Source organism: Kribbella sp. NBC_01510 (assembly GCF_045040325.1).
Taxonomy (GTDB): domain Bacteria; phylum Actinomycetota; class Actinomycetes; order Propionibacteriales; family Kribbellaceae; genus Kribbella.
The window spans coordinates 2,378,046-2,397,582 of the sequence record NZ_CP109418.1 but is presented as its reverse complement, the minus strand read 5'-3'; the positions used below and the strand labels follow the sequence as shown (position 1 = coordinate 2,397,582).

The 19,537-nt window shown below is 68.1% G+C and carries 17 protein-coding genes; 9 read left to right on the top strand and 8 right to left on the bottom strand.

Annotated elements, in window-relative coordinates:
* Positions 1–2: 2 nt before the first annotated feature.
* On the bottom strand, positions 3–1,628 hold the full coding sequence (locus tag OG558_RS11900; protein WP_405070267.1) for an amidohydrolase: 1,626 nt from the start codon (positions 1,626–1,628) through the stop codon (positions 3–5).
* A 179-nt stretch (positions 1,629–1,807) separates the two neighbouring features.
* On the opposite strand from OG558_RS11900, the gene OG558_RS11895 reads away from it, so the two are divergent.
* From OG558_RS11895 to OG558_RS11885, 3 genes are all read left to right on the top strand, one after another.
* Positions 1,808–3,196 (top strand): aspartate aminotransferase family protein, encoded by a 1,389-nt coding sequence (locus OG558_RS11895; RefSeq protein WP_329483264.1) that lies wholly within the window; start codon positions 1,808–1,810, stop codon positions 3,194–3,196.
* A gap of 848 nt (positions 3,197–4,044) precedes the next feature.
* Positions 4,045–4,410: a hypothetical protein gene (locus OG558_RS11890; RefSeq protein ID WP_405070266.1), complete on the top strand. Its 366-nt coding sequence runs from the start codon at positions 4,045–4,047 to the stop codon at positions 4,408–4,410.
* A gap of 2 nt (positions 4,411–4,412) precedes the next feature.
* Positions 4,413–4,994, top strand: a complete 582-nt coding sequence (locus OG558_RS11885; RefSeq protein WP_405070265.1) for a carboxymuconolactone decarboxylase family protein — start codon at positions 4,413–4,415, stop codon at positions 4,992–4,994.
* Between the two features lie 287 nt (positions 4,995–5,281).
* Here OG558_RS11885 and OG558_RS11880 read toward each other — a convergent pair whose 3' ends face one another.
* Genes OG558_RS11880 through OG558_RS11860 form a run of 5 tightly spaced genes read right to left on the bottom strand, consistent with a single transcriptional unit; the run spans position 5,282 to position 10,664 of the window.
* Entirely contained in the window at positions 5,282–6,649 is a 1,368-nt protein-coding gene (locus OG558_RS11880; RefSeq protein ID WP_405070264.1) for an NAD(P)/FAD-dependent oxidoreductase, read from the bottom strand.
* Entirely contained in the window at positions 6,646–7,443 is a 798-nt protein-coding gene (locus OG558_RS11875) for an ABC transporter permease (RefSeq protein WP_328524980.1), read from the bottom strand. The genes OG558_RS11880 and OG558_RS11875 overlap by 4 nt, the downstream gene beginning before the upstream one ends.
* Entirely contained in the window at positions 7,440–8,342 is a 903-nt protein-coding gene (locus OG558_RS11870) for an ABC transporter permease (protein ID WP_329483260.1), read from the bottom strand. Before OG558_RS11870 ends, OG558_RS11875 begins: the two co-directional genes overlap by 4 nt.
* Positions 8,339–9,472 carry an ABC transporter ATP-binding protein gene (locus OG558_RS11865; RefSeq protein WP_405070263.1) on the bottom strand — a complete coding sequence of 378 codons (1,134 nt, stop codon included), beginning with the start codon at positions 9,470–9,472 and terminating at the stop codon, positions 8,339–8,341. Before OG558_RS11865 ends, OG558_RS11870 begins: the two co-directional genes overlap by 4 nt.
* 1 nt (position 9,473) lies before the next feature.
* Positions 9,474–10,664: a spermidine/putrescine ABC transporter substrate-binding protein gene (locus OG558_RS11860; RefSeq protein WP_405070262.1), complete on the bottom strand. Its 1,191-nt coding sequence runs from the start codon at positions 10,662–10,664 to the stop codon at positions 9,474–9,476.
* A 146-nt stretch (positions 10,665–10,810) separates the two neighbouring features.
* Here OG558_RS11860 and OG558_RS11855 point away from each other — a divergent pair, with 146 nt between their 5' ends.
* Both OG558_RS11855 and OG558_RS11850 read left to right on the top strand, forming a co-directional pair.
* Positions 10,811–11,293, top strand: a complete 483-nt coding sequence (locus OG558_RS11855; RefSeq protein WP_405070261.1) for an Lrp/AsnC family transcriptional regulator — start codon at positions 10,811–10,813, stop codon at positions 11,291–11,293.
* Between the two features lie 65 nt (positions 11,294–11,358).
* A complete protein-coding gene (locus OG558_RS11850; protein ID WP_405070260.1) occupies positions 11,359–12,639 on the top strand; it encodes an NAD(P)/FAD-dependent oxidoreductase in 1,281 nt (426 codons plus the stop codon).
* Here the strand turns inward: OG558_RS11850 and OG558_RS11845 are convergent.
* Both OG558_RS11845 and OG558_RS11840 read right to left on the bottom strand, forming a co-directional pair.
* On the bottom strand, positions 12,625–13,266 hold the full coding sequence (locus tag OG558_RS11845; RefSeq protein ID WP_405070259.1) for a nucleotidyltransferase domain-containing protein: 642 nt from the start codon (positions 13,264–13,266) through the stop codon (positions 12,625–12,627). The genes OG558_RS11850 and OG558_RS11845 overlap by 15 nt on opposite strands.
* 133 nt (positions 13,267–13,399) lie before the next feature.
* Positions 13,400–14,140, bottom strand: coding sequence for a GntR family transcriptional regulator (locus OG558_RS11840; protein WP_405070258.1), 741 nt, complete (start codon positions 14,138–14,140; stop codon positions 13,400–13,402).
* 171 nt (positions 14,141–14,311) lie between these two features.
* On the opposite strand from OG558_RS11840, the gene OG558_RS11835 reads away from it, so the two are divergent.
* Genes OG558_RS11835 through OG558_RS11820 form a run of 4 tightly spaced genes read left to right on the top strand, consistent with a single transcriptional unit; the run spans position 14,312 to position 19,534 of the window.
* The gene (locus tag OG558_RS11835; protein ID WP_405070257.1) at positions 14,312–15,100 is read left to right on the top strand and encodes a TIGR03084 family metal-binding protein; all 789 of its coding nucleotides are present in this window, start codon (positions 14,312–14,314) and stop codon (positions 15,098–15,100) included.
* Entirely contained in the window at positions 15,097–16,809 is a 1,713-nt protein-coding gene (locus tag OG558_RS11830; RefSeq protein WP_405070256.1) for an acyclic terpene utilization AtuA family protein, read from the top strand. Before OG558_RS11835 ends, OG558_RS11830 begins: the two co-directional genes overlap by 4 nt.
* Positions 16,806–17,927: an acyl-CoA dehydrogenase family protein gene (locus OG558_RS11825; protein ID WP_405070255.1), complete on the top strand. Its 1,122-nt coding sequence runs from the start codon at positions 16,806–16,808 to the stop codon at positions 17,925–17,927. The genes OG558_RS11830 and OG558_RS11825 overlap by 4 nt, the downstream gene beginning before the upstream one ends.
* Positions 17,924–19,534 (top strand): acyl-CoA carboxylase subunit beta, encoded by a 1,611-nt coding sequence (locus tag OG558_RS11820; RefSeq protein WP_405070254.1) that lies wholly within the window; start codon positions 17,924–17,926, stop codon positions 19,532–19,534. The genes OG558_RS11825 and OG558_RS11820 overlap by 4 nt, the downstream gene beginning before the upstream one ends.
* The last annotated feature ends 3 nt before the right edge of the window (positions 19,535–19,537 follow it).

Here is a 19,537-nt window from a genome sequence, read left to right as displayed (position 1 = left end):
TCCTATCTGCTCGATTCTTCGCCGAAGACGCACTCGCCCTCGACGTAGGTGGCCCGCACCCGGGCTTGCGCGATCTCGTCCGGCGGTCCGGCGAACGGATCGCGGTCGAGGATCGCCAGGTCCGCGAGCGCCCCGGCCTCGATCCGGCCGGTCTCGTCGGCGTGGTTCACCCACGCGCTGCCCGAGGTGTACGCCGCCAGCGCGGCAGCCAGGTCCAGCGCCTGCTCGGGGAGGAATGCGTCGGCCGCGCGGTCGTCCCTGCGATTCACCGCGACGTGTACGGCGGCCAACGGGTCCGGGCTCGACACCGGCCAATCTGATCCAGCAGCGAGCCGGGCACCCGACCGGGCCAGGGCACCGAACGGGTACTGCCACGCCGTCCGCTCCGGCCCGAGGAACGGGATGGTCAGGTCGACCATCTGCGGTTCGTACACCGCCCACAACGCCTGCATGTTCGCGGCCACCCCCAGCTTCGCGAACCGGCCGACGTCATCGGGATGAATCACCTGCAGATGGGCGATGTGGTGTCGCAGGTCGCCGTCGCCGTTCTCGGTCAGCGCCGTCTCGAACGCATCCAGCGCCTCCCGGACCGCCCGGTCGCCGATCGCGTGCACGTGGACCTGGAACCCTTCCGCGTCGAGCCGCGTGACGTGCTGCCGCAACTCGGCCGGATCCACGAACGACAGCCCGGCGTTGGCGGTCCGGCAACCACAGCCGTCGAAGTACGGCTCGAGCATCCCGGCCGTGAAGTTCTCCGCCACGCCGTCCTGCATGATCTTCACGCTGCCGGCCCGGAACCGTGGGAATTTCAGGGAGTCTCGCCGTACGACGAGGTCCGGGATCTGCTCGGCGCCGCGGTCCCGCTGCCACCACAGCGCGCCGACGACCCGTGCCGTCAAACGGCCTTCACGAGCGAGTTCGACGTACGCCGGAGTCGCGTCACCCATGTTCGCGTAGGCACCGAGGATCGCGTCCTGCCAGCCGGTGATGCCGAGGGAGTGCAGATACGCCTGCGCGTCCATCAGGGCCGCTACCAGCTCGATGTGTGTGGTCGGCGGGAGCAGCCGGCCGACGAGGTCCATCGCACCCTCGTGCAGCGTGCCGGTCGGCGATCCGTCCGGGCCGCGCTCGATCCGGCCGTCGGGCGGGTCCGGCGTACGCGCGTCGATCCCGGCCAGGGCCAGCGCCTGGGAGTTGGCCCAGGCGCCGTGGTGGTCCGCGTTCACGAGGAAGGCCGGGCGGTCGCCGGTGACTGGGTCGAGGTCGATCGCGACCGGCGCGGCGCCCGGGAAGTCGGGCTGGTGCCAACCGCCGCCGAGGATCCACGGGACGTCCGGGTGCTGTACGGCGTACCGCGCGATCGACTCCTGGTACGCCGCCAGCCCGGAGGCGGGCGCGAGATCGCAGCGGGCACGTTGCAGACCGCCCTGCACCGGGTGGATGTGGGCGTCAACGAATCCGGGGAGCAGCAGGCCGCCGGCCAGGTCGACCACCGTGGTGTGCGGACCACGCAGCTCGCCGAGGTCGGGACCGATCGCGGCGATCCGGCCGGAGCGGACCGCGACGGCCAGGCCGGGCCGGTGCCGCAGCCCGTCGAAGACCGAGCCGTTGACGAACAGCGTGTCCACCCCGCCGACCTCCCGCTGTACTTGGTGCTGTCACCCCAGTCGACTGATTCCGCATCAGATGCCGATCTGAACTGCCGACATCGACACACTATCGGCTCGCTGGGAACGAAATCACTTGCCCGAACGCATTTTTCCAGGCACCATGGCGGGCAACGCCAGCCTGAGACGAGGGAACCACCATGTCGTCCGACACGCTCGACGACGCCGACTTCGCCCACCTGCAGCAGTCGGCTCGCGATCACCTGTGGATGCACTTCACCCGCTTGTCGAGCTACCAGACCGGTGAGGTCCCGGTCATCGTCCGCGGTGACGGCGCCTACATCTACGACGCCCGCGGCAAGCGATACCTGGACGGCCTGGCCGGTCTGTTCGTCAGCCAGCTGGGCCACGGGCGGACTGAGCTCGCCGAGGCGGCGGCCAAGCAGGCCTCGGAGCTGGCGTTCTTCCCGCTCTGGTCGTACGCGCATCCCAAGTCGATCGAGCTGGCAGAGCGGGTCGCGGGCTATGCGCCGGGGGACCTCAACCGGGTCTTCTTCACCAGCGGCGGCGGTGAGGCCGTCGAGACCGCCTGGAAACTGGCCAAGCAGTACTTCAAGCTGACGGGCAAGCCCGGTAAGCACAAGGTGATCAGCCGTGCGATCGCCTACCACGGCACCTCTCAGGGTGCACTGTCCATCACCGGGCTGCCGGAGCTGAAGGCGCCGTTCGAGCCGTTGGTGCCGAGCACGTTCCGGGTCCCGAACACCAACATCTACCGCGCCCCGATCCACGGCGACGACCCGGCCGCGTTCGGCCGCTGGGCCGCCGACCAGATCGCGGTCGCGATCGAGAACGAGGGCGCCGACACCGTCGCCGCCGTCTTCCTCGAACCGGTGCAGAACGCGGGCGGTTGCTTCCCGCCACCACCCGGGTACTTCGAGCGGGTCCGCGAGATCTGCGACGAGTACGACGTACTGCTCGTCAGCGACGAGGTGATCTGCGCGTTCGGCCGGCTCGGACACATGTTCGGCGCCGAGCGGTACGGCTACCAGCCGGACATGATCACCTGCGCGAAGGGCATCACCTCCGGCTACTCACCGCTCGGCGCGATGATCGCGACCGACCGGCTGATCGAGCCGTTCCTGCACGGCGACACCACATTCGCCCACGGCTACACCTTCGGTGGCCACCCTGTATCCGCCGCGGTCGCGCTGACCAATTTGGACATCTTCGAGCGCGAAGGCATCAACGAGCACGTCCGGAGCCGGGAGGGGGATTTCCGGGCGACGCTCGAAAAGCTGCTCGATCTGCCCTTGGTCGGCGACGTCCGCGGCGCTGGGTACTTCTACGGGATCGAACTGGTCAAGGACAAGGCGACCAAGGAGACGTTCGACGACGACGAGTCGGAACGCCTGCTCCGCGGCTTCCTCTCCAAGGCCCTCTTCGACGCCGGCCTCTACTGCCGCGCCGACGACCGCGGCGACCCCGTCATCCAGCTCTCCCCACCCCTGATCTGCGACCAGCCCCACTTCGACGAAATGGAACAGATCATCCGAGCCGTCCTCATCGAGGCCGAGTCGAAGCTGTAGGCGTCGTCGGACCACCTCCGGGGGTTCGGACACCTTCCGCGGGTCTGGACACCTTCCGCGGGTCTGGACACCTTCCGCGGGTCTGGACACCTTCCGCGGGTTCGGACACCTCCCGGGACTTCGGACACCTCCCGGGACTTCGGACACCTCCCCGGGGGCGTGAACACGAAATAACCTGTGCCGGCCCACCACGTCTTGTCCGAGGCCCCGGCAGTTGGCTAGCGACTGGCCCAACCCCATCCCCATCCCAGCGGACACCACCCGCCAGCGGACACCACCGCCCAGCTCTACAGCCCGGCTGCACAGCAGCCCGGCTGCCACACCTTCGTCCGGGCCGATCACTTTGTGCACCAGATCCGTACGCCGACCACCTCGGCGTACGGATCCGGTGCACAAAGACGATCCCCGCCGTCGACCACAACTCCGATCCACCCCGGCCGAGGACCGCGCCGGCGGGCGCAGCGCACCGAACCGACGTCACCACCACGGGGCGGTTCGGATCCGTGGCGCGGATCTGGGCCACTCACCAAGCAGTCACCGCCCCGACCGGTCACGCTCCAACCTGCACCCGTGATGATGCGGCGGTGGGGTTGGTGAGTGCCCCAGGTCCGCACCAGCAACGATCCGGGCCCACCGGTCTCGAACACCGCCAGGACCAGTCGCCCACGGAAACGACACAAAGAGCCGAAATAACCTGTCGCAGCCCACCACGACCTGTCCCAGCCCACCAGACGTGGACCGATCCGCGGGCAACGAGCCCGCCGGCAGCCCGCAAGTCCGGCGGCGGTACGTCTTTGCGGCTGGTTTCGGGCGGATGTCGCGTTGAGCGCGCGCCGATCGTCATACAGGTGAGGGCAGATAGCCTGACTGCGGAGGAGGCGGAGAGTGCCGTGCCGGATGACGACAAGAAGCGAGCAGCGCATCAGGCTCTGGTCGATCGAGTCCTGAGCGGGGAAGGCAAGGCACCCGCGGATCAGCGAGCGCGTGCCTTCAGGAACGACGGGCTGGCCCCACCGTTGGACGCCCTGATCGCCAAGGTCGCCGACAGGCCCGCGCAGATTACCGATGAGGACCTCGCTGCGGCCAAGGCGTCGGGCTGCACCGAGGATCAGCTGTTCGAGCTCGTGGTCTGCGCCGCGGTCGGCCAGGCTGCCCGGCAGTACGAAGCCGGACTGGCCGCCCTCGCCGAAGCGACCGGCCAAGGGGAGGCCTGATCATGCGTCTCGACATCCTCAACCACGGTTACGGGCCAGGCACCAAGATGCTCTTCGCGGTCATCCGGCTGTTCTCCCGGCACTCCGTACCGGACGCCGCCAAGCTGGTCTTCTACCGGCCCGACTTCTACGGCACCCGCGCCAAGGAGTTCACCCACGAGGCGATGCGCGGACCGTCCGCCTGGTCGGTCGGCGACCGCGAACTGATGGCGGCCTACGTGTCCAAGGTGAACGACTCCGCGTTCTGCATCAGCGCCCACACCGCAACCGCCTCCCAGGCCTACCAGGACGGCCCACGAGTCGCGGCTGTCTTGGCCGACCCGGACTCGCCTCCCGTCGAGGAGCCACTCCGGTCAACGCTGCGGATGCTGGGCAAGCTGACCCGCGAAGGAAAGGTCGGCGCCGAAGACATGCGCGAAGTACTGACCGCCGGCGCCACACCCCAACAGATCAAGGACGCCCTAGCCGTCTCCGCTGCCTTCAACACCACCGACCGCCTGGCCGACACCTTCGGCTTCGAACTACTCACCCCCGAAGGCTTCGACGCCGGAGCCAAGTACCTCCTCAAACGGGGCTACCGGTAACCGATCTTCCCGACGGTGGATCGTTGCCGAGCCCTCCGGTCTTCCAGGCGAACTGACGATGGACCCGCCCCAGGGCGAACAGGAGCATGTCGCCGCGTACCGACGAACGGGTAGTGGTGTCGACATCGAGCGGCTGATGGATCCCGCAACGCCTGACGGGTGGAGGCGGGCGGCACTACTACCCGTTCGTCGGTACACAGACCTGGACATCGCGGGCAGAGGTTGCGATGGCACGCGCGTGGGCACGACGGAGGGGTGGGTGCGTGGCACGCGGGGGTGGGATGCGGTTAGAAGTCGAAGCCTAGGCCCATTCGGTCGAGGGTTCGGAGCCAGAGGTTGCGGTGGCCGGCGTGGGCGTCGGCTTGGGACATGGACCAGCGGGTGAGGTGGATGCCGGCGGCGCGGAAGGGCTCGGGTGGGAAGCGGTGGGGGCGTTCGCGGACCATGCGGAGGCGGGTGCGTTCGGTGTCTTCGCCGTACAGGAGGTCGAGCATGACGTCGGCGCCGAAGCGGGTAGCGGCTACGCCGAGGCCGGTGTAGCCGAGGGCGTAGCCGACCTTGCCGGCGTGGGCGGTGCCGAAGAAGGCGCAGAAGCGGGTGCTGGTGTCGATGACGCCGCCCCACCGGTGGGTGAAGTGCAGGCCTTCCAGTTGCGGGAACGTGGTGAAGAAGTGCCGGGCCAGGAGCTTGTGGATGGAGTCGCGCTGCTCGAAGGACGGGTCGATGCGGCTGGCGTAGTGGTAGAGGGGGAGGTAGCCGCCCCAGAGGATGCGGTTGTCGCGGGTGAGGCGGTAATAGTGGAACAGGTTGGAGGCGTCGCCGATGCCTTGGCGATGGCGCCAACCGATGGATGAGAGTTGGGCGGCAGAGAGCGGCTCGGTGACGAGGACCAGGTCGTAGACGGGGACGGTGTACTTCCGCAACCGCCGCAGCAGCGAGGGGAACGCGTTGGTGGCGAGGGCGATGTGCTCGGCGCGGACGGAGCCTGTTGCTGTTGCCAACGAGCGGGTGTGCATCCGGTTGACCTGGCTGTTTTCGTGGATGCGTACGCCGAGGTCGAGGCAGGCCTGCCGCAGTCCCCAAGCGAGCCGCGCGGGCTCGACGAGTGCGGTGCGGCCGGGGTCGTGCAGCGCGCCGAGATAGGTGGGTGAGTTCACCTCGGCGCGGGCCGCGTCCTGGTCCAGCAACCGCACGCCGGGACGCTCCTCGGCTTCCGCGGCCAGCTCGTCCAGGTGATGCGGCGCGGTGGCGACGGTGAGCTCGCCGGTTCGTTGCCAGTCGCAATCGATGCCGAGCCGGGTGACGGTGGCACCGATCGCGTCCAGGTTCTCCAGGCCCAGGCGCTCCAGGTCATCCATCTCAGCAGGCCAGCGGGCCTGCCCGTTGGCGAACCCGTGGGTGAGGCTGGCGTCGCAGAAGCCGCCGTTGCGGCCGCTGGCCGCGGATCCGCAGGTGTCCGATTCCAGGAGTACGACGTCCAGCGACGGGTACCGCTCCTTCGCCCGCAGCGCCGTCCACAGGCCGGTGTACCCGCCGCCGACCACGGCCAGGTCGGCCTCGGCCCGCCCGAGCAGTGCGGGCGCCGGCTCCGGCGCGGACTTGTCGTCGAGCCAGAAGACCCGCGGTTCGGCGTCTGCGAGCGCCGCGAGTTTCATCGCGCCCGTCGCCGCCGCGTGAGTTCGCCGCCCAGTACGAGGACGAGAGCGAGCAGGAACATCGCCGTACCGACGACGTTGATCTGCGGCGGGATGTCGCGTTGCGCCGAGCCCCAGACGAACATCGGGAACGTGACCGTGGTGCCGGCGTTCAGGTTGGTGATGATGAAGTCGTCGAAGGACAACGAGAAACTCAGCAGCGCCGCGGCCACGATGCCGGGGAGCACCAGTGGGAAGGTGATCCGCCAGAACGCCTGCCACTCGTTCGCGTACAGATCCATCGCGGCCTGTTCGAGCCGGAAATCCATCCCGTTCAGCCGGGCCTTGACCGTCACGACGACGAACGACAGGCAGAACATCACGTGCGCGATCAGCACCGTCCAGAACCCGAGCTGACCGCCGAACCCGCTGGAGACGAACAGCGCGAGCAGCGACGAACCGAGCACGATCTCCGGCGACGCCATCGGCAGGAAGATGAACAGGTTCGTCGCGGACCGGCCACGGAAGCGGTGCCGCACCATCGCGAAGGCCATCAGCGTGCCCAAAGCAGTCGCGATCACCGTCGCGAGCAGGCCGATCCGCAGGCTGGTGCTGACCGCGTCGCACAGCCCGAACGGCCGGCACGGATGCTGCCAGTTCTGCCACGTGAAGCCGTCGAAGGTGTACGAAAGCTTGCTCTTCGGCGCGTTGAACGACATCAACATCACGACCATGATCGGCGCGAAGAGGTAGAGCAGCACGAGCACGGCGAACATCATGACCAGGTTCCGCCTGATCCAGCGCCCGGCCCTCATACCAGTTCCTCCGTCCCCGAGCGCCAGACGTAGACAACGACCAGCAGGACGATCGCCGCCATCAGTGTCACCGACAGCGCGGCCGCGGTCGGATACGCGCCCGCGGCGAACAGACGCTGGATGTCGTTGCCGATCATCCGCTGCTTCGGCGTACCGAGCAGCTGCGCGTTGATGTAGTCGCCGGCCGCCGGGATGAAGGTGAGCAGCGTGCCCGCGACCAGGCCCGGCATCGACAGCGGCAGCGTGACGGTCCGGAACGTGGTGAACGGATTGGCGAACAGATCCCCGCCCGCCTCGATCAACCGCGGGTCGATCCGTTCCAGGCTCGCATACAGCGGCAGCACCATGAACGGCAGGAAGTTGTACGTCAGCCCGGTGACGACCGCGGTCGTGGTGGCCAGCAGCCGGCCGTCCTGGCCGAGGATGTGCAGCCACTTCAGCGTGTCGACGACGAACCCGTTGTCGCTCAGCAGCAGCTTCCACGACAGCGTGCGAATCAGGAAGCTGGTGAAGAACGGCGCGATCACCAGCGCCAGCATCAGGTTCTTCCACCGGCCTGCCTTCATCGCGATCGCGTACGCCAGCGGATACCCGAGGATCAGGCAGAACGCGGTCGTGATCAGCGAGTACCACAACGACCGGAAGAACGGCCGCGCGTAGTCCGCCATCGCGTCGGCGAAGTTCTGGAAGTGCCAGGTCATCTTGAACCCGGACTCGATCGAACCGTTCGGGTCGTACAGGCTGGCCGCGAGCAACGTCACCAGCGGTACGACGAAGAACAACAGCAGCCAGAGCCCACCCGGGAGCAGCAGCAGGTACGCCGTGAGCCGCCGGCCGGACCGTTGGGGCTTGGCGGTCGGGGCCGCGGTGGCCGCACCCAGCTGGCCGACCGCGCTCATCCGGCGCCCCCCGCGTCGTCGATCTTCTCGACCCCGGCGTGCGCATCCTGCTCCGCGTCCAGCACGAACGTATGCGACGGCTGCCAGTGCAGGTCGACCGCGTCCCCGACGGCGAACGTGTCGCGGGCGCCGGTGTTCTGCTCGAAGACCGTCAGTTCCTGATCCCACGGCAGCTTCGCCAAGTACTGCGTACTGACGCCGACGTAACTCACATCGGTCACCAGCGCACCACGCAGCTGGTTCGCTCCGTTGCTCTGCTCGGTGCCCGCTCGCGCCAGGAAGACCTTCTCGGGTCTGATCCCCATCCAGACGTCGCCCTCGGTCACCCGGCACCTGGGCAGCGGCACGGTCACCTTGCGTCCGTGCACGTCCACCACCAGGTTCTCGTCGGCCTGGCCGATGATGGCGGCCCGGATCAGGTTGGACTGACCGAGGAAGTTCGCCACGAACGTCGTGGCGGGCAGGTCGTAGAGCTCGGTCGGCGTACCCATCTGCTCGATCACGCCGGCGTTCATCACCGCGATGGTGTCGGCCATGGTCATGGCCTCCTCCTGGTCGTGGGTGACGTGCACGAACGTGATGCCGACCTCGGTCTGGATCCGCTTCAGCTCCAGCTGCATCTGCCGGCGCAGCTTGAGGTCGAGCGCACCGAGCGGCTCGTCCAGCAGCAGCACCTGCGGGCGGTTGATCAGCGCCCGGGCCAGGGCGATTCGTTGCTGCTGGCCACCGGACAGCTGGCTCGGCTTGCGCTTGCCGTACCCGCCGAGCTCGACCAGGTCGAGCATCTCGTCGACCTTCGGCTTGAAGTCCTTGACGCCACGCCGCCTCAATCCGAACGCGACGTTCTCGAAAATGTCGAGATGCGGGAACAGCGCGTAGTTCTGGAACACCGTGTTGACCGGACGCTTGTACGGGCGCAGCCCGGTGATGTCCTGCTCACCCAGCCGGATCCTCCCGGCGCTCGGCTCCTCCAGCCCGGCGACCATCCGCAGCGTGGTCGTCTTGCCGCACCCGGACGGGCCGAGCAGCGCGAAGAACGCCCCCTCCGGCACGGTCAGATCCAGATCGTCGACCGCCCGGTGCGCGCCGAATTCCTTGCTGATGCCGGTGAGAACCAGATCGCTGGTCATCTCAGCCCCCGATCGCGAGATTGAAGTCGGTTTCGTAGAGGGCTGCCTTGGCCGTGTCCAGTGGCATGAACGCGGAAGTCTTGGCCAGCATCGCCTCGTCGGGGAAGATCAGCGGGTCGTCGACGACGTCGGGATCGACCGTCTCCATCGCCTTCTTGGCGCCGGTGACCGGGCAGATGTAGTTCACCCAGTCGGCCAGCGTCGCGGCGACCTCAGGTTCGTAGTAGTAGTTCATCAGCTTCTCGGCGTTGCCCTTGTGGGTCGCCTTGTTCGGCACGAGCATGTTGTCCGACCAGAGGTTCAGGCCCTCCTCAGGCACCACGAACTTGATGTCCGGGTTGTCGGCCTGCATCGCGATCACGTCGCCGGACCAGGCCTCGCAGGCGGCGATGTTGCCGGCGTTCAGGTCCTGCACGTAGTCGTTGCCGGTGAAGCGGCGGATCTGCCCGGTGCCGACGACGTCCTCGAGCTTCTGCAGCGCCTTGCTCCACTCGGCGTCGTTGAACTTCTCCGGGTCGGCGCCGACCAGCTTGAGCATGAACGACATCGTGTCCGGCATCTCGGACAGCAGCGTGATCCGGCCCTTCAGGTCCTCCCGGGTGAGCAGATCCGTGAAGCTGCCCACTGGCTTGGTGACCTTCGCGTTGTACGCAATCCCGGTCAGACCGCTCTGCCATGGGACGCTGTAATCGCGGTTCGGGTCCCAGCTCGGCGCCTTGAGCTTGGCCAGCAACTGCTGGTCGACGTTCGGAATCTTCGCGTGGTCGAGCTTCTGGATCCAGCCCAGCCCGATCATCCGGGCCGCCATCCAGTCGGTCAGCACGAAGATGTCCCGGCCGCAGGACTGGCAACTGCCGAGCTGGTCGCGCACCTTGGCGTAGAACTCGGCGTTGTCGTTCACGTCGGTGGTGTAGGTGACCTTGATACCGGACTGGGTCTGGAAGTCCTCCAGGGTCGGCAGCACCGTCTTGCCGTTGACCTTCTCGTCGGACTCGTCCATGTAGCTCGGCCAGTTCGAGAAGTTCAGCGTCTTCTGTTGCGCCGACTCATCGGTGCTGATGCAGTCGCCCGCGCTCTGCTTGGCCGCGGGGATCCCGCAGCCGGTGAGGACCCCGCCCAGCCCGAGGGCGGACAACGACATCCCCTTCAGCACCGCCCGGCGCCCGATAACAGGCTGGTGACGAGGACTCATTGGACCCCCCTAGAAAGCGTCGTTCGCGGGCGATACTGTCAAACCGGGCCGACATAGACAAGGGATTCCGAAGTTATTCGCCCATTTCGCAACGAATTCCGCTTTGCCGACTTGCTTACGCCCGGTGACACTGACAGGATCTCCGCGTGGCAGTACGAACGGGGAACTCCGACAAGAACCAGACTCTGCTCGACGACACCTCGAAGGCGATCATCGAGCAGCTGCAGCTCGACGGGCGTCGCTCGTACGCGGCGATCGGCAAGGCGGTCGGCCTGTCCGAGGCGGCGGTCCGGCAGCGCGTGCAGCGGCTGACCGAGGCCGGCGTGATGCAGGTGGTCGCGGTGACCGATCCGCTCGAGCTCGGCTTCGACCGGCAGGCGATGATCGGGATCAAGGCCGAGGGCTCGCTGGAACCGATCGCCGACGAGCTCGCGAAGATGGACGAGGTCGAGTACGTCGTGATCACGGCCGGCTCGTTCGACCTGCTGGCCGAGGTGTTGTGTGAGAGCGATGAGCACCTCCTGCGGGTGCTGTCGGAGCGGGTCCGGCAGATCGAGGGCGTGAAGGCGACGGAGACGTTCGTCTACCTGAAGCTCGTCAAACAAACGTACTCCTGGGGTGTGCGCTGAACCTCTGGTCCACGACCACCTCGGCCACCGAACGCCCCGGGCTCGCCGGTGACCGGGACGCCGACGTGGCGATCGTCGGCGCCGGGTACACCGGCCTGTGGACCGCGTACTACCTGGCGAAGGCCGATCCGTCGCTGCGGATCGTCGTACTCGAGGCACACACGGCCGGGTTCGGTGCGTCAGGGCGCAATGGTGGTTGGTGTTCCGCGCTGTTCCCGGTGTCGTCGCGACGGTTGGCGTCGCTGCCGGGATCGAGCCGGGAGGCGGCGATCGAGCTGCACCGCGCGATGCAGGCGACGGTGAACGAGGTGGGGCTGGTCACCGCTGCCGAGGGGATCGACTGCGATTACCACAAGGGCGGGACGATCGTGCTGGCCCGCACGCCGGTGCAGCTCACCCGCGCTCGCGCCGAGGTGGCCGCCGCCCATGAGTGGGGACCTGGCGATCTCCGGTTTCTCGAGCCGGACGAGGTCGCCGCGCAGGTGCGGGCAACAAAGGTGCTCGGGGCAACATTCACACCGCATTGCGCGGCGATCCATCCGGGCAAGCTCGTGCGCGGACTGGCCGCCGTGGTCGAGCGTCTCGGCGTGACGATTCACGAGCACACGCCGGTACACACGATCGAGCCGGGTCGCGCGATCACGTCGTACGGCGGAGTGCGGGCGGACGTCGTGGTCCGGGCGACCGAGGGATTCACACCAGGGCTGGCCGGAGAGTCTCGGGCGGTGGCGCCGGTGTACTCGTTGATGGTGGCGACCGAGCCGCTCGATGCCGCCGTGTGGGAGCGGATCGGGCTGGCGGATCGGCCGACGTTCGGCGACCACCGGCACCTGATCATCTACGGGCAGCGGACGGCCGATGGGCGGCTGGCGTTCGGCGGGCGGGGTGCGCCGTACCACTTCCGGTCGCGGATCAAGCCGTCGTACGACGAGATACCGCGAGTGTTCAAGGGGTTGCAGGCGACGTTGCGGGAGCTGTTCGATCTGCCGGAGGTTGGGTTCACGCATGCGTGGGGCGGGCCGCTGGGGATACCGCGCGACTGGTGCGCGTCGGTCGGTCTGGATCGCGGGTCGGGGCTGGCGTGGGCCGGTGGGTACGTCGGGGATGGCGTGAGTACGACGAACCTCGCGGGGCGGACGTTGACCGATCTGATCCTCGGGCGGGACACCGGGTTGGTCCGGTTGCCGTGGGTCGGGCATCGGTCGCGGCAGTGGGAGGCCGAACCGCTGCGGTGGCTCGGGATCAACGCGGGGCTGCGCGCAATGACGCTCGCGGACACGGAGGAGCGGGTGACCACGCGGGAGAGCCGGATCGCGCGGTTGATGGCGCCGCTACTGGGCCACTAGCGTCCGGCCGGACTCCGCCATCAGCGCTGCGAGCGGGAGAGGGGTCAGTTGGATGCTGGGACGCATCCAGTCGTTGAGGATCGGCTCCTCGGCGGCGAGGTGGCCGGCCAACTCGGTCCGGCTGAGCTCGAAGACATGAGCCGGGTTGCCGGTGAGGTCGACCACAGTCTGCATCAGGCGGCCGGCCTGATCCTCCCAGAGCACGTCGCCCGCATCCAGGTGGTCCGGCCGGATCAGCAGCAGGTCGACGTCACTGTCCGGATCACCGTCGCCGCGCGCGAGAGCGCCGTACACACTCGCGTGGACCGGCGGGATCCGCCAGCCGTTGATCTCGTCCGCGAGCCGGCTGATCAACGTACTGCGGAGGTCCGCGAGGAACACGACCGCGGGTGCGACGAGGTGCTTGCGGTTGAGGCGATAGAGCAACGAGTTGCCCACGTCATCGACATGCACCAGCCCGGTTGCCGCCAGCCGCTGCAACACGAGCCGGACGCCCGCGACACTCCCCGACCCGGCCAGCTTGTGGATCTGCCGTCCCGACAGCCCTTCCTCACTCCGCGCCAGCACCTGCAGGACCGGCCCGTCCAACGACGGCACCACAACACTGATCGGGCTCTTGAGATCCATGGTCCGCCCAACCTAGCCACCCCCGCCCCCACCCCGTAATCAACGTGACGAGTCAGCGACCAGGCCGACTTTGTGCACGGTAGACGCACGCGACGGCCCTGGAACTGCGGACTGGGTGCACAAAGTCGCCGGTTCAGAGGCCTTTCGCGGTGGCACGCGGGGTTGGGGTGGTGCGGAGTTCGGTGGTGAAGGCGTAGCGGTCGCCGCGGTAGAGGGCTGAGGTGTACTCGAAGACGCGGGCGCGATTGTCGAAGCTGATGCCGTGGATCGCGAGGCACGGCTGGGTGGTGGGGATGTCCAGCCAGCCAGCGGTCTTGGCGTCGGGCATGACTGGTTCGAGTCGCGACGTACCGCTGACGAGGTCGATGCCGTAGCGGCTGGTGAGCAGGTCGTAGAGGGATCCGTTGAGGTCCTCGGCCTGGAGGCCGGGGACGTAGGCGGCCGGCATGGTGGTGCGTTCGACGACCATCGGGAGATCGTCGGCCAGCCGGAGCCGGGTGAACGCGATGATCGGGTCGCCGACCGGGATCCGCAGCCGGCGGGCCGCGGCTCGTTCCGCCTTCTGGTGCCGGAACTCCAGCATCGTGCTCCCCGGCCGCATCCCGCGCCGGCGGATGTCCTCGGAGAACCCGATCATCCCCAGCCACCGCGCCACCTTCGGCCGCGTTGTGTAGGTCCCACTCCCGTGCCTGCGGACCAGCAACTCCTCGATCACCAACTCGTCCACCGCCCGCCGCAACGTCATCCGCGCCACGTTCCACCGCACCGCCAACTCCCGCTCCGCCGGCAACGCCGCCCCCTCCGGCAACGCGTCGATCAACCCCAACAACAAAGCCCGAACCTCGGCAGCCTTCCCCGGCAACGACCCACGCATTGCTCCTGCCTAACACTCCCCACAACCCCCGGGAACCCTTTTCACCGGGATCTAACCCAATCGCACTAGACCACTCCGCGGCGGGGGCGGTCGTTGGAAAACAAGCACACTTGATTCTTTTTGCTGGGCGTGCCAGTGTCGGCTGCACGATCCCCGGCGAGGGAGTGCAGCGTGCAACTGGACGAAGTGCTGGCCGATCTGTGGGCCGAGAGTGCGGAGCTGGATCGGCTTGTCGGTGGCCTGGCCGCCGAGGCGTGGGCGACGCCGACGCCGGCCGAAGGCTGGACGATCGCACATCAGATCGCCCACCTGGCATGGACCGACGAGGCCGCGCACCTGGCCGCCACCGATCCGGAAGGGTTCAAGGCCTCACTGCAGAAGGCCGTCGCCAACCCGACCGGCTACGTGGACGAGGGCGCGGCCGAGACCGCGGCGCTGCCCCCCGACCAGCTCCTGCCGTACTGGCGCGAGACCCGCACCGAGCTCGCCGATGCACTGAAGAAGGTCCCGACTGGCGAGAAGGTGCTCTGGTACGGCCCGCCGATGAGTCCGACCTCGATGGCGACCGCCCGGTTGATGGAGACCTGGGCTCACGGGCAGGACGTGGTCGACGCGCTCGGTGTCCACCGCCAGCCGAGCAATCGACTGCGGCACGTCGCGCATCTCGCCGTCCGCACCCGCGACTTCGCCTACCTGCTGAACGACCGCACCCCGCCGGCCGACCCGTTCTACGTGGAACTCACCGGCCCCGATGGCGACACCTGGACCTGGGGCCCGGACGACGCTGCCGACCGCGTGACCGCTCCCGCGCTCGACTTCTGTCTGCTGGCGACTCAACGCCGCCATCGCGACGACCTCGCCGTACGCGCGGAAGGCGCGCAGGCGGAGGAGTGGCTCGAGATCATCCAGGCCTTCGCCGGGCTCCCGGGGAAGGGCCGTGAACCGGGGCAGTTCGGATGACCGCGCCGATCCGGATCGGCAACGCGTCCGGCTTCTACGGCGACCGGTTCAGCGCGGTCCAGGAGATGCTCACCGGCGGTCCGCTCGACGTGCTGACCGGCGACTACCTGGCCGAGCTGACCATGCTGATCCTCGGCCGGGATCGGCTCAAGGACCCATCCCTCGGGTACGCGCGGACCTTCCTCAAGCAACTCGAGACCGGCCTGGGCGAGGCGCTCGACCGTGGCGTGAAGATCGTCAGCAACGCCGGCGGCCTCAACCCCGCCGGACTCGCGCAGGCCATCCAGCAGCTCGCCGACCGCCTCGGCCTGCACCCGAAGATCGCGTACGTCGAAGGCGACGACCTGCTCGCGCGAGCCGAGGAGCTGGACCTCGGCACCCCGCTGACCGCCAACGCGTACCTCGGCGCTTGGGGTATCGCGGAAGCCCTCCAAGCCGGCGCGGACGTCGTGGTCGCCGGCCGCGTCACCGACGCCTCGGTGATCGTCGGGCCCGCCGCCGCCCACCACGGCTGGAAGCGGACGCAGTACGACGAACTCGCCGGAGCCGTCGCAGCCGGCCACGTGATCGAATGCGGGTGCCAGGCGACCGGCGGCAACTACGCATTCTTCAGCGAGATCCGCGACCTCGGCCGGCCCGGCTTCCCGATCGCGGAGATCCATGCCGACGGCAGCAGCGTGATCACCAAGCACGACAACACCGGCGGCGCGGTCACCATCGACACGGTCAAGGCCCAGTTGCTCTACGAGATCACCGGCGCCCGGTACGCCGGTCCGGACGTCACCACCCGCCTGGACACGATCGAGCTCGACGACGACGGCCCGGATCGGGTCCGGATCTCCGGTGTCCAGGGTGAGCCGCCGCCACCGACGTACAAGGTGTCGCTGAACAACGTCGGCGGGTTCCGCAACGAGGTGGATTTCGTGCTCACCGGCCTTCAGCTGGAGGAGAAGGCCGAGCTGGTCAAGGCGCAGCTCGAGCAGGCGCTCCCTAATCGGCCGGCCGAGCTGCGATGGACCGTGGCCTGGACCGAGAAGCCGAACGCGGACTCCGAGGAGGAGGCCAGCGTGTTCCTCCGGTGCGCGGTGAAGGACCCGGATCAGAAGGTGGTCGGCCGGGCGTTCTCCAGCGCCGCGGTCGAGCTGGCGCTGGCGAGTTACCCCGGTTTCCATGTGACCGCGCCGCCGGGCGACGGATCGCCGTACGGCGTCTTCCGGGCCGGGTACGTCGACATCCGCGAGGTGGAGCAGGTCGTCGTACTGCCGGACGGGACGCGGAAGGTGATCGAGCCCGCGGCGGAGACGCAGCCGCTGACCGCGGTCGAGGAGACCGGACTGCCGATGCCGTTGCCCCAGCTCGCCTCGAGCGGACGACCGCGGACGCGCGAGATCCCGCTCGGCCGGATCGCCGGTGCGCGGTCCGGCGACAAGGGCGGCGACGCGAACGTCGGCGTGTGGGTGCGGCAGGAGAAGGCCTGGCGATGGCTGGCGCATTCGCTGACGGTCGAACTCTTCCAGGAGTTGCTGCCGGAGACCAAGGAGCTGACGGTCACGCGATATCTGCTGCCCAATCTGTGGGCGGTCAACTTCGTGGTCGAAGGGCTGCTCGGCGAGGGCGTTGCCGCACAGTCGCGGTTCGATCCGCAGGCGAAGGCGGTCGGCGAGTGGCTGCGGTCCCGGTACATCGACGTACCGGAGGTGTTGCTGTGAACGACTTCCGGCAATCCGTCCGGCGCTTCATGGCCGCCGAGGTGCTGCCCCACGTGGACCAATGGGAGCGCGACGGCGAGCTGCCGCGCGAGCTGCACAAGAAGGCCGGTCAGCTCGGGTTGCTCGGGGTGGCGTTCCCGGAGGCGGTCGGTGGTGGCGGTGGTTCGTTACTCGATGCGCTCGCGGTGGTCGAGGAGATGCACTACGCCGGTGGGTCCGGCGGTCTGGTCGCCTCGCTGCTGACCTGCGGAATCGCCGTTCCCCACCTCGTTGCCGCAGGCAACCAGGAGCAGGTCGACCGGTGGGTGCGACCGACCCTCGACGGTGAGCTGATCGGCGCGCTGGCGATCACCGAACCCGACGGCGGTTCGGATGTCGCCTCGCTCCGTACGACGGCCCGCCGCGAGGGCGACGTGTTCGTCGTGAACGGGGCGAAAACGTACATCACCTCAGGGTGCCGCGCGGACTTCGTGACGACCGCCGTCCGCACCGACGGGCCGGGCGCGCACGGGATCAGCCTGCTGGTGATTGAGAAGGGCACACCGGGATTCGAGGTATCGCGCAAGCTGGAGAAGCTGGGATGGCTGTGCTCGGATACGGCTGAGTTGTCGTTCACCGACGTACGGGTTCCGGTGGGGAATCTGGTGGGAGCCCAAGGCAGTGGGTTTGTGCAACTCGCGGTGAACTTCGTCGCCGAGCGGCTGACCCTGGCTGTGCAGGCGTACGCGGGAGCGCAGCGAGCGCTCGACCTCACCGTCGAATGGTGCAGAAACCGGGAATCGTTCGGCCGGCCGTTGATCTCACGGCAGACCGTGCAGCACACGCTCACCGAGATGGCCCGGCGGATCGACGTCGCCCGGGTCTACGTGCACCACGTGGCCGAGCGAGCAATGAACGGCGAGGACGTGATCGCCGAGGTGTGCTTCGCCAAGAACACCGCGGTCGAGGCCGGCCAGTGGGTGTGTGACCAGGCACTCCAACTGCACGGCGGTCTCGGCTACATGCGGGAGGCCGAAGTGGAGCGTCAGTACCGCGACCAGAAGATCCTCGCCATCGGCGGCGGCACCACGGAGATCCTCACCGGCCTGGCCTCGAAACGACTGGGGTTCACCGCATGAACAACACCGTTACGTCCGAAGATCCGAGGGCTCCAGGCCACACTTCTTCGGACGCAAGCAATCGCGAGGCGATGCTGGAGAAGCTGAGCGCGCTGGATGTGGAGCACGCGAAGGCGCTGGCGGGGGGTGGGGAGAAGTACGTCGAGCGGCATCACCAGCGCGGGAAGTTGCTGGCGCGGGAGCGGATCGAGTTGCTGCTCGACCCGGATTCGCCGTTCCTCGAGCTGTCGCCGCTGGCCGGCTGGGGTTCGGACTTCACCGTCGGCGCAAGCCTGGTGACCGGGATCGGCGTGGTCGAGGGGGTCGAGTGTCTGATCACCGCGAACGATCCGACGGTCAAAGGTGGCGCCAGCAATCCGTGGACGCTGCGCAAGGCGCTGCGATCCGATGAGATCGCACGGGCGAACCGCTTGCCGGTGATCAGCCTGGTCGAGTCCGGCGGCGCGGATCTGCCGACGCAGAAGGAGATCTTCATCCCCGGCGGCGCGATGTTCCGCAACCTGACCCGGCTGTCGGCCGAGGGGATCCCGACGATCGCGCTGGTGTTCGGCAACTCGACCGCGGGCGGCGCGTACATCCCGGGCATGAGCGACTACGTGGTGATGGTCGACGGCGGCGCGAAGGTGTTCCTGGCCGGGCCGCCGCTGGTGAAGATGGCGACCGGTGAGGACGCGGACGACGAGTCGCTCGGTGGCGCGTCGATGCACGCGCGGAAGTCGGGCCTGGCGGACTACTTCGCGGTCGACGAGCAGGACGCGATCCGGCTCGGGCGGCAGATCGTGTCCCGGCTGAACTGGCGCAAACTCGGTCCGCCGCCGGCTTCGTCGTACGCCGAACCTCTCTACGACTCCGACGAGCTCCTCGGGATCGTGCCCGGGGACCTGAAGATCCCGTTCGACCCGCGGGACGTGATCGCTCGCGTGGTGGACGGCTCGGTGTTCGACGAGTTCAAGCCGCTGTACGGCTCCTCGCTGGCGACCGGGTGGGCCTCGGTGCACGGATATCCGGTCGGCATCCTGGCGAACGCGCGTGGCGTGCTGTTCAGCGAGGAATCGCAGAAGGCGGCCCAGTTCATCCAGTTGGCGAACCGGGCGAACACGCCGCTGATCTTCCTGCACAACACCACCGGTTACATGGTCGGGCAGGAATACGAACAGGGCGGGATCATCAAGCATGGCGCGCAGATGATCAACGCGGTCTCGAACTCCAGGGTGCCGCACATCTCGATCCTGATGGGAGCGTCGTACGGCGCCGGCCACTACGGGATGTGTGGTCGCGCCTTCGATCCGCGCTTCCTGTTCGCGTGGCCGTCGGCCAAGTCGGCGGTGATGGGACCGCAGCAGCTTGCCGGGGTGCTGTCGATCGTGGCGCGGGCGGCCGCGGAGGCAAAGGGGCAGCCGTACGACGAGCAGGCCGACGCCCAGATGCGCGCGTACGTCGAGGGCCAGATCGAGGCGGAGTCGCTGCCGATGTTCCTGTCCGGCAGGTTGTACGACGACGGCGTGATCGATCCCCGCGATACCCGCACTGTGCTCGGGATCTGCTTGTCCGCCATTCACTCCGCACCGGTCGAAGGCACTTCGTCCTTCGGCGTTTTCCGGTTGTGAGCC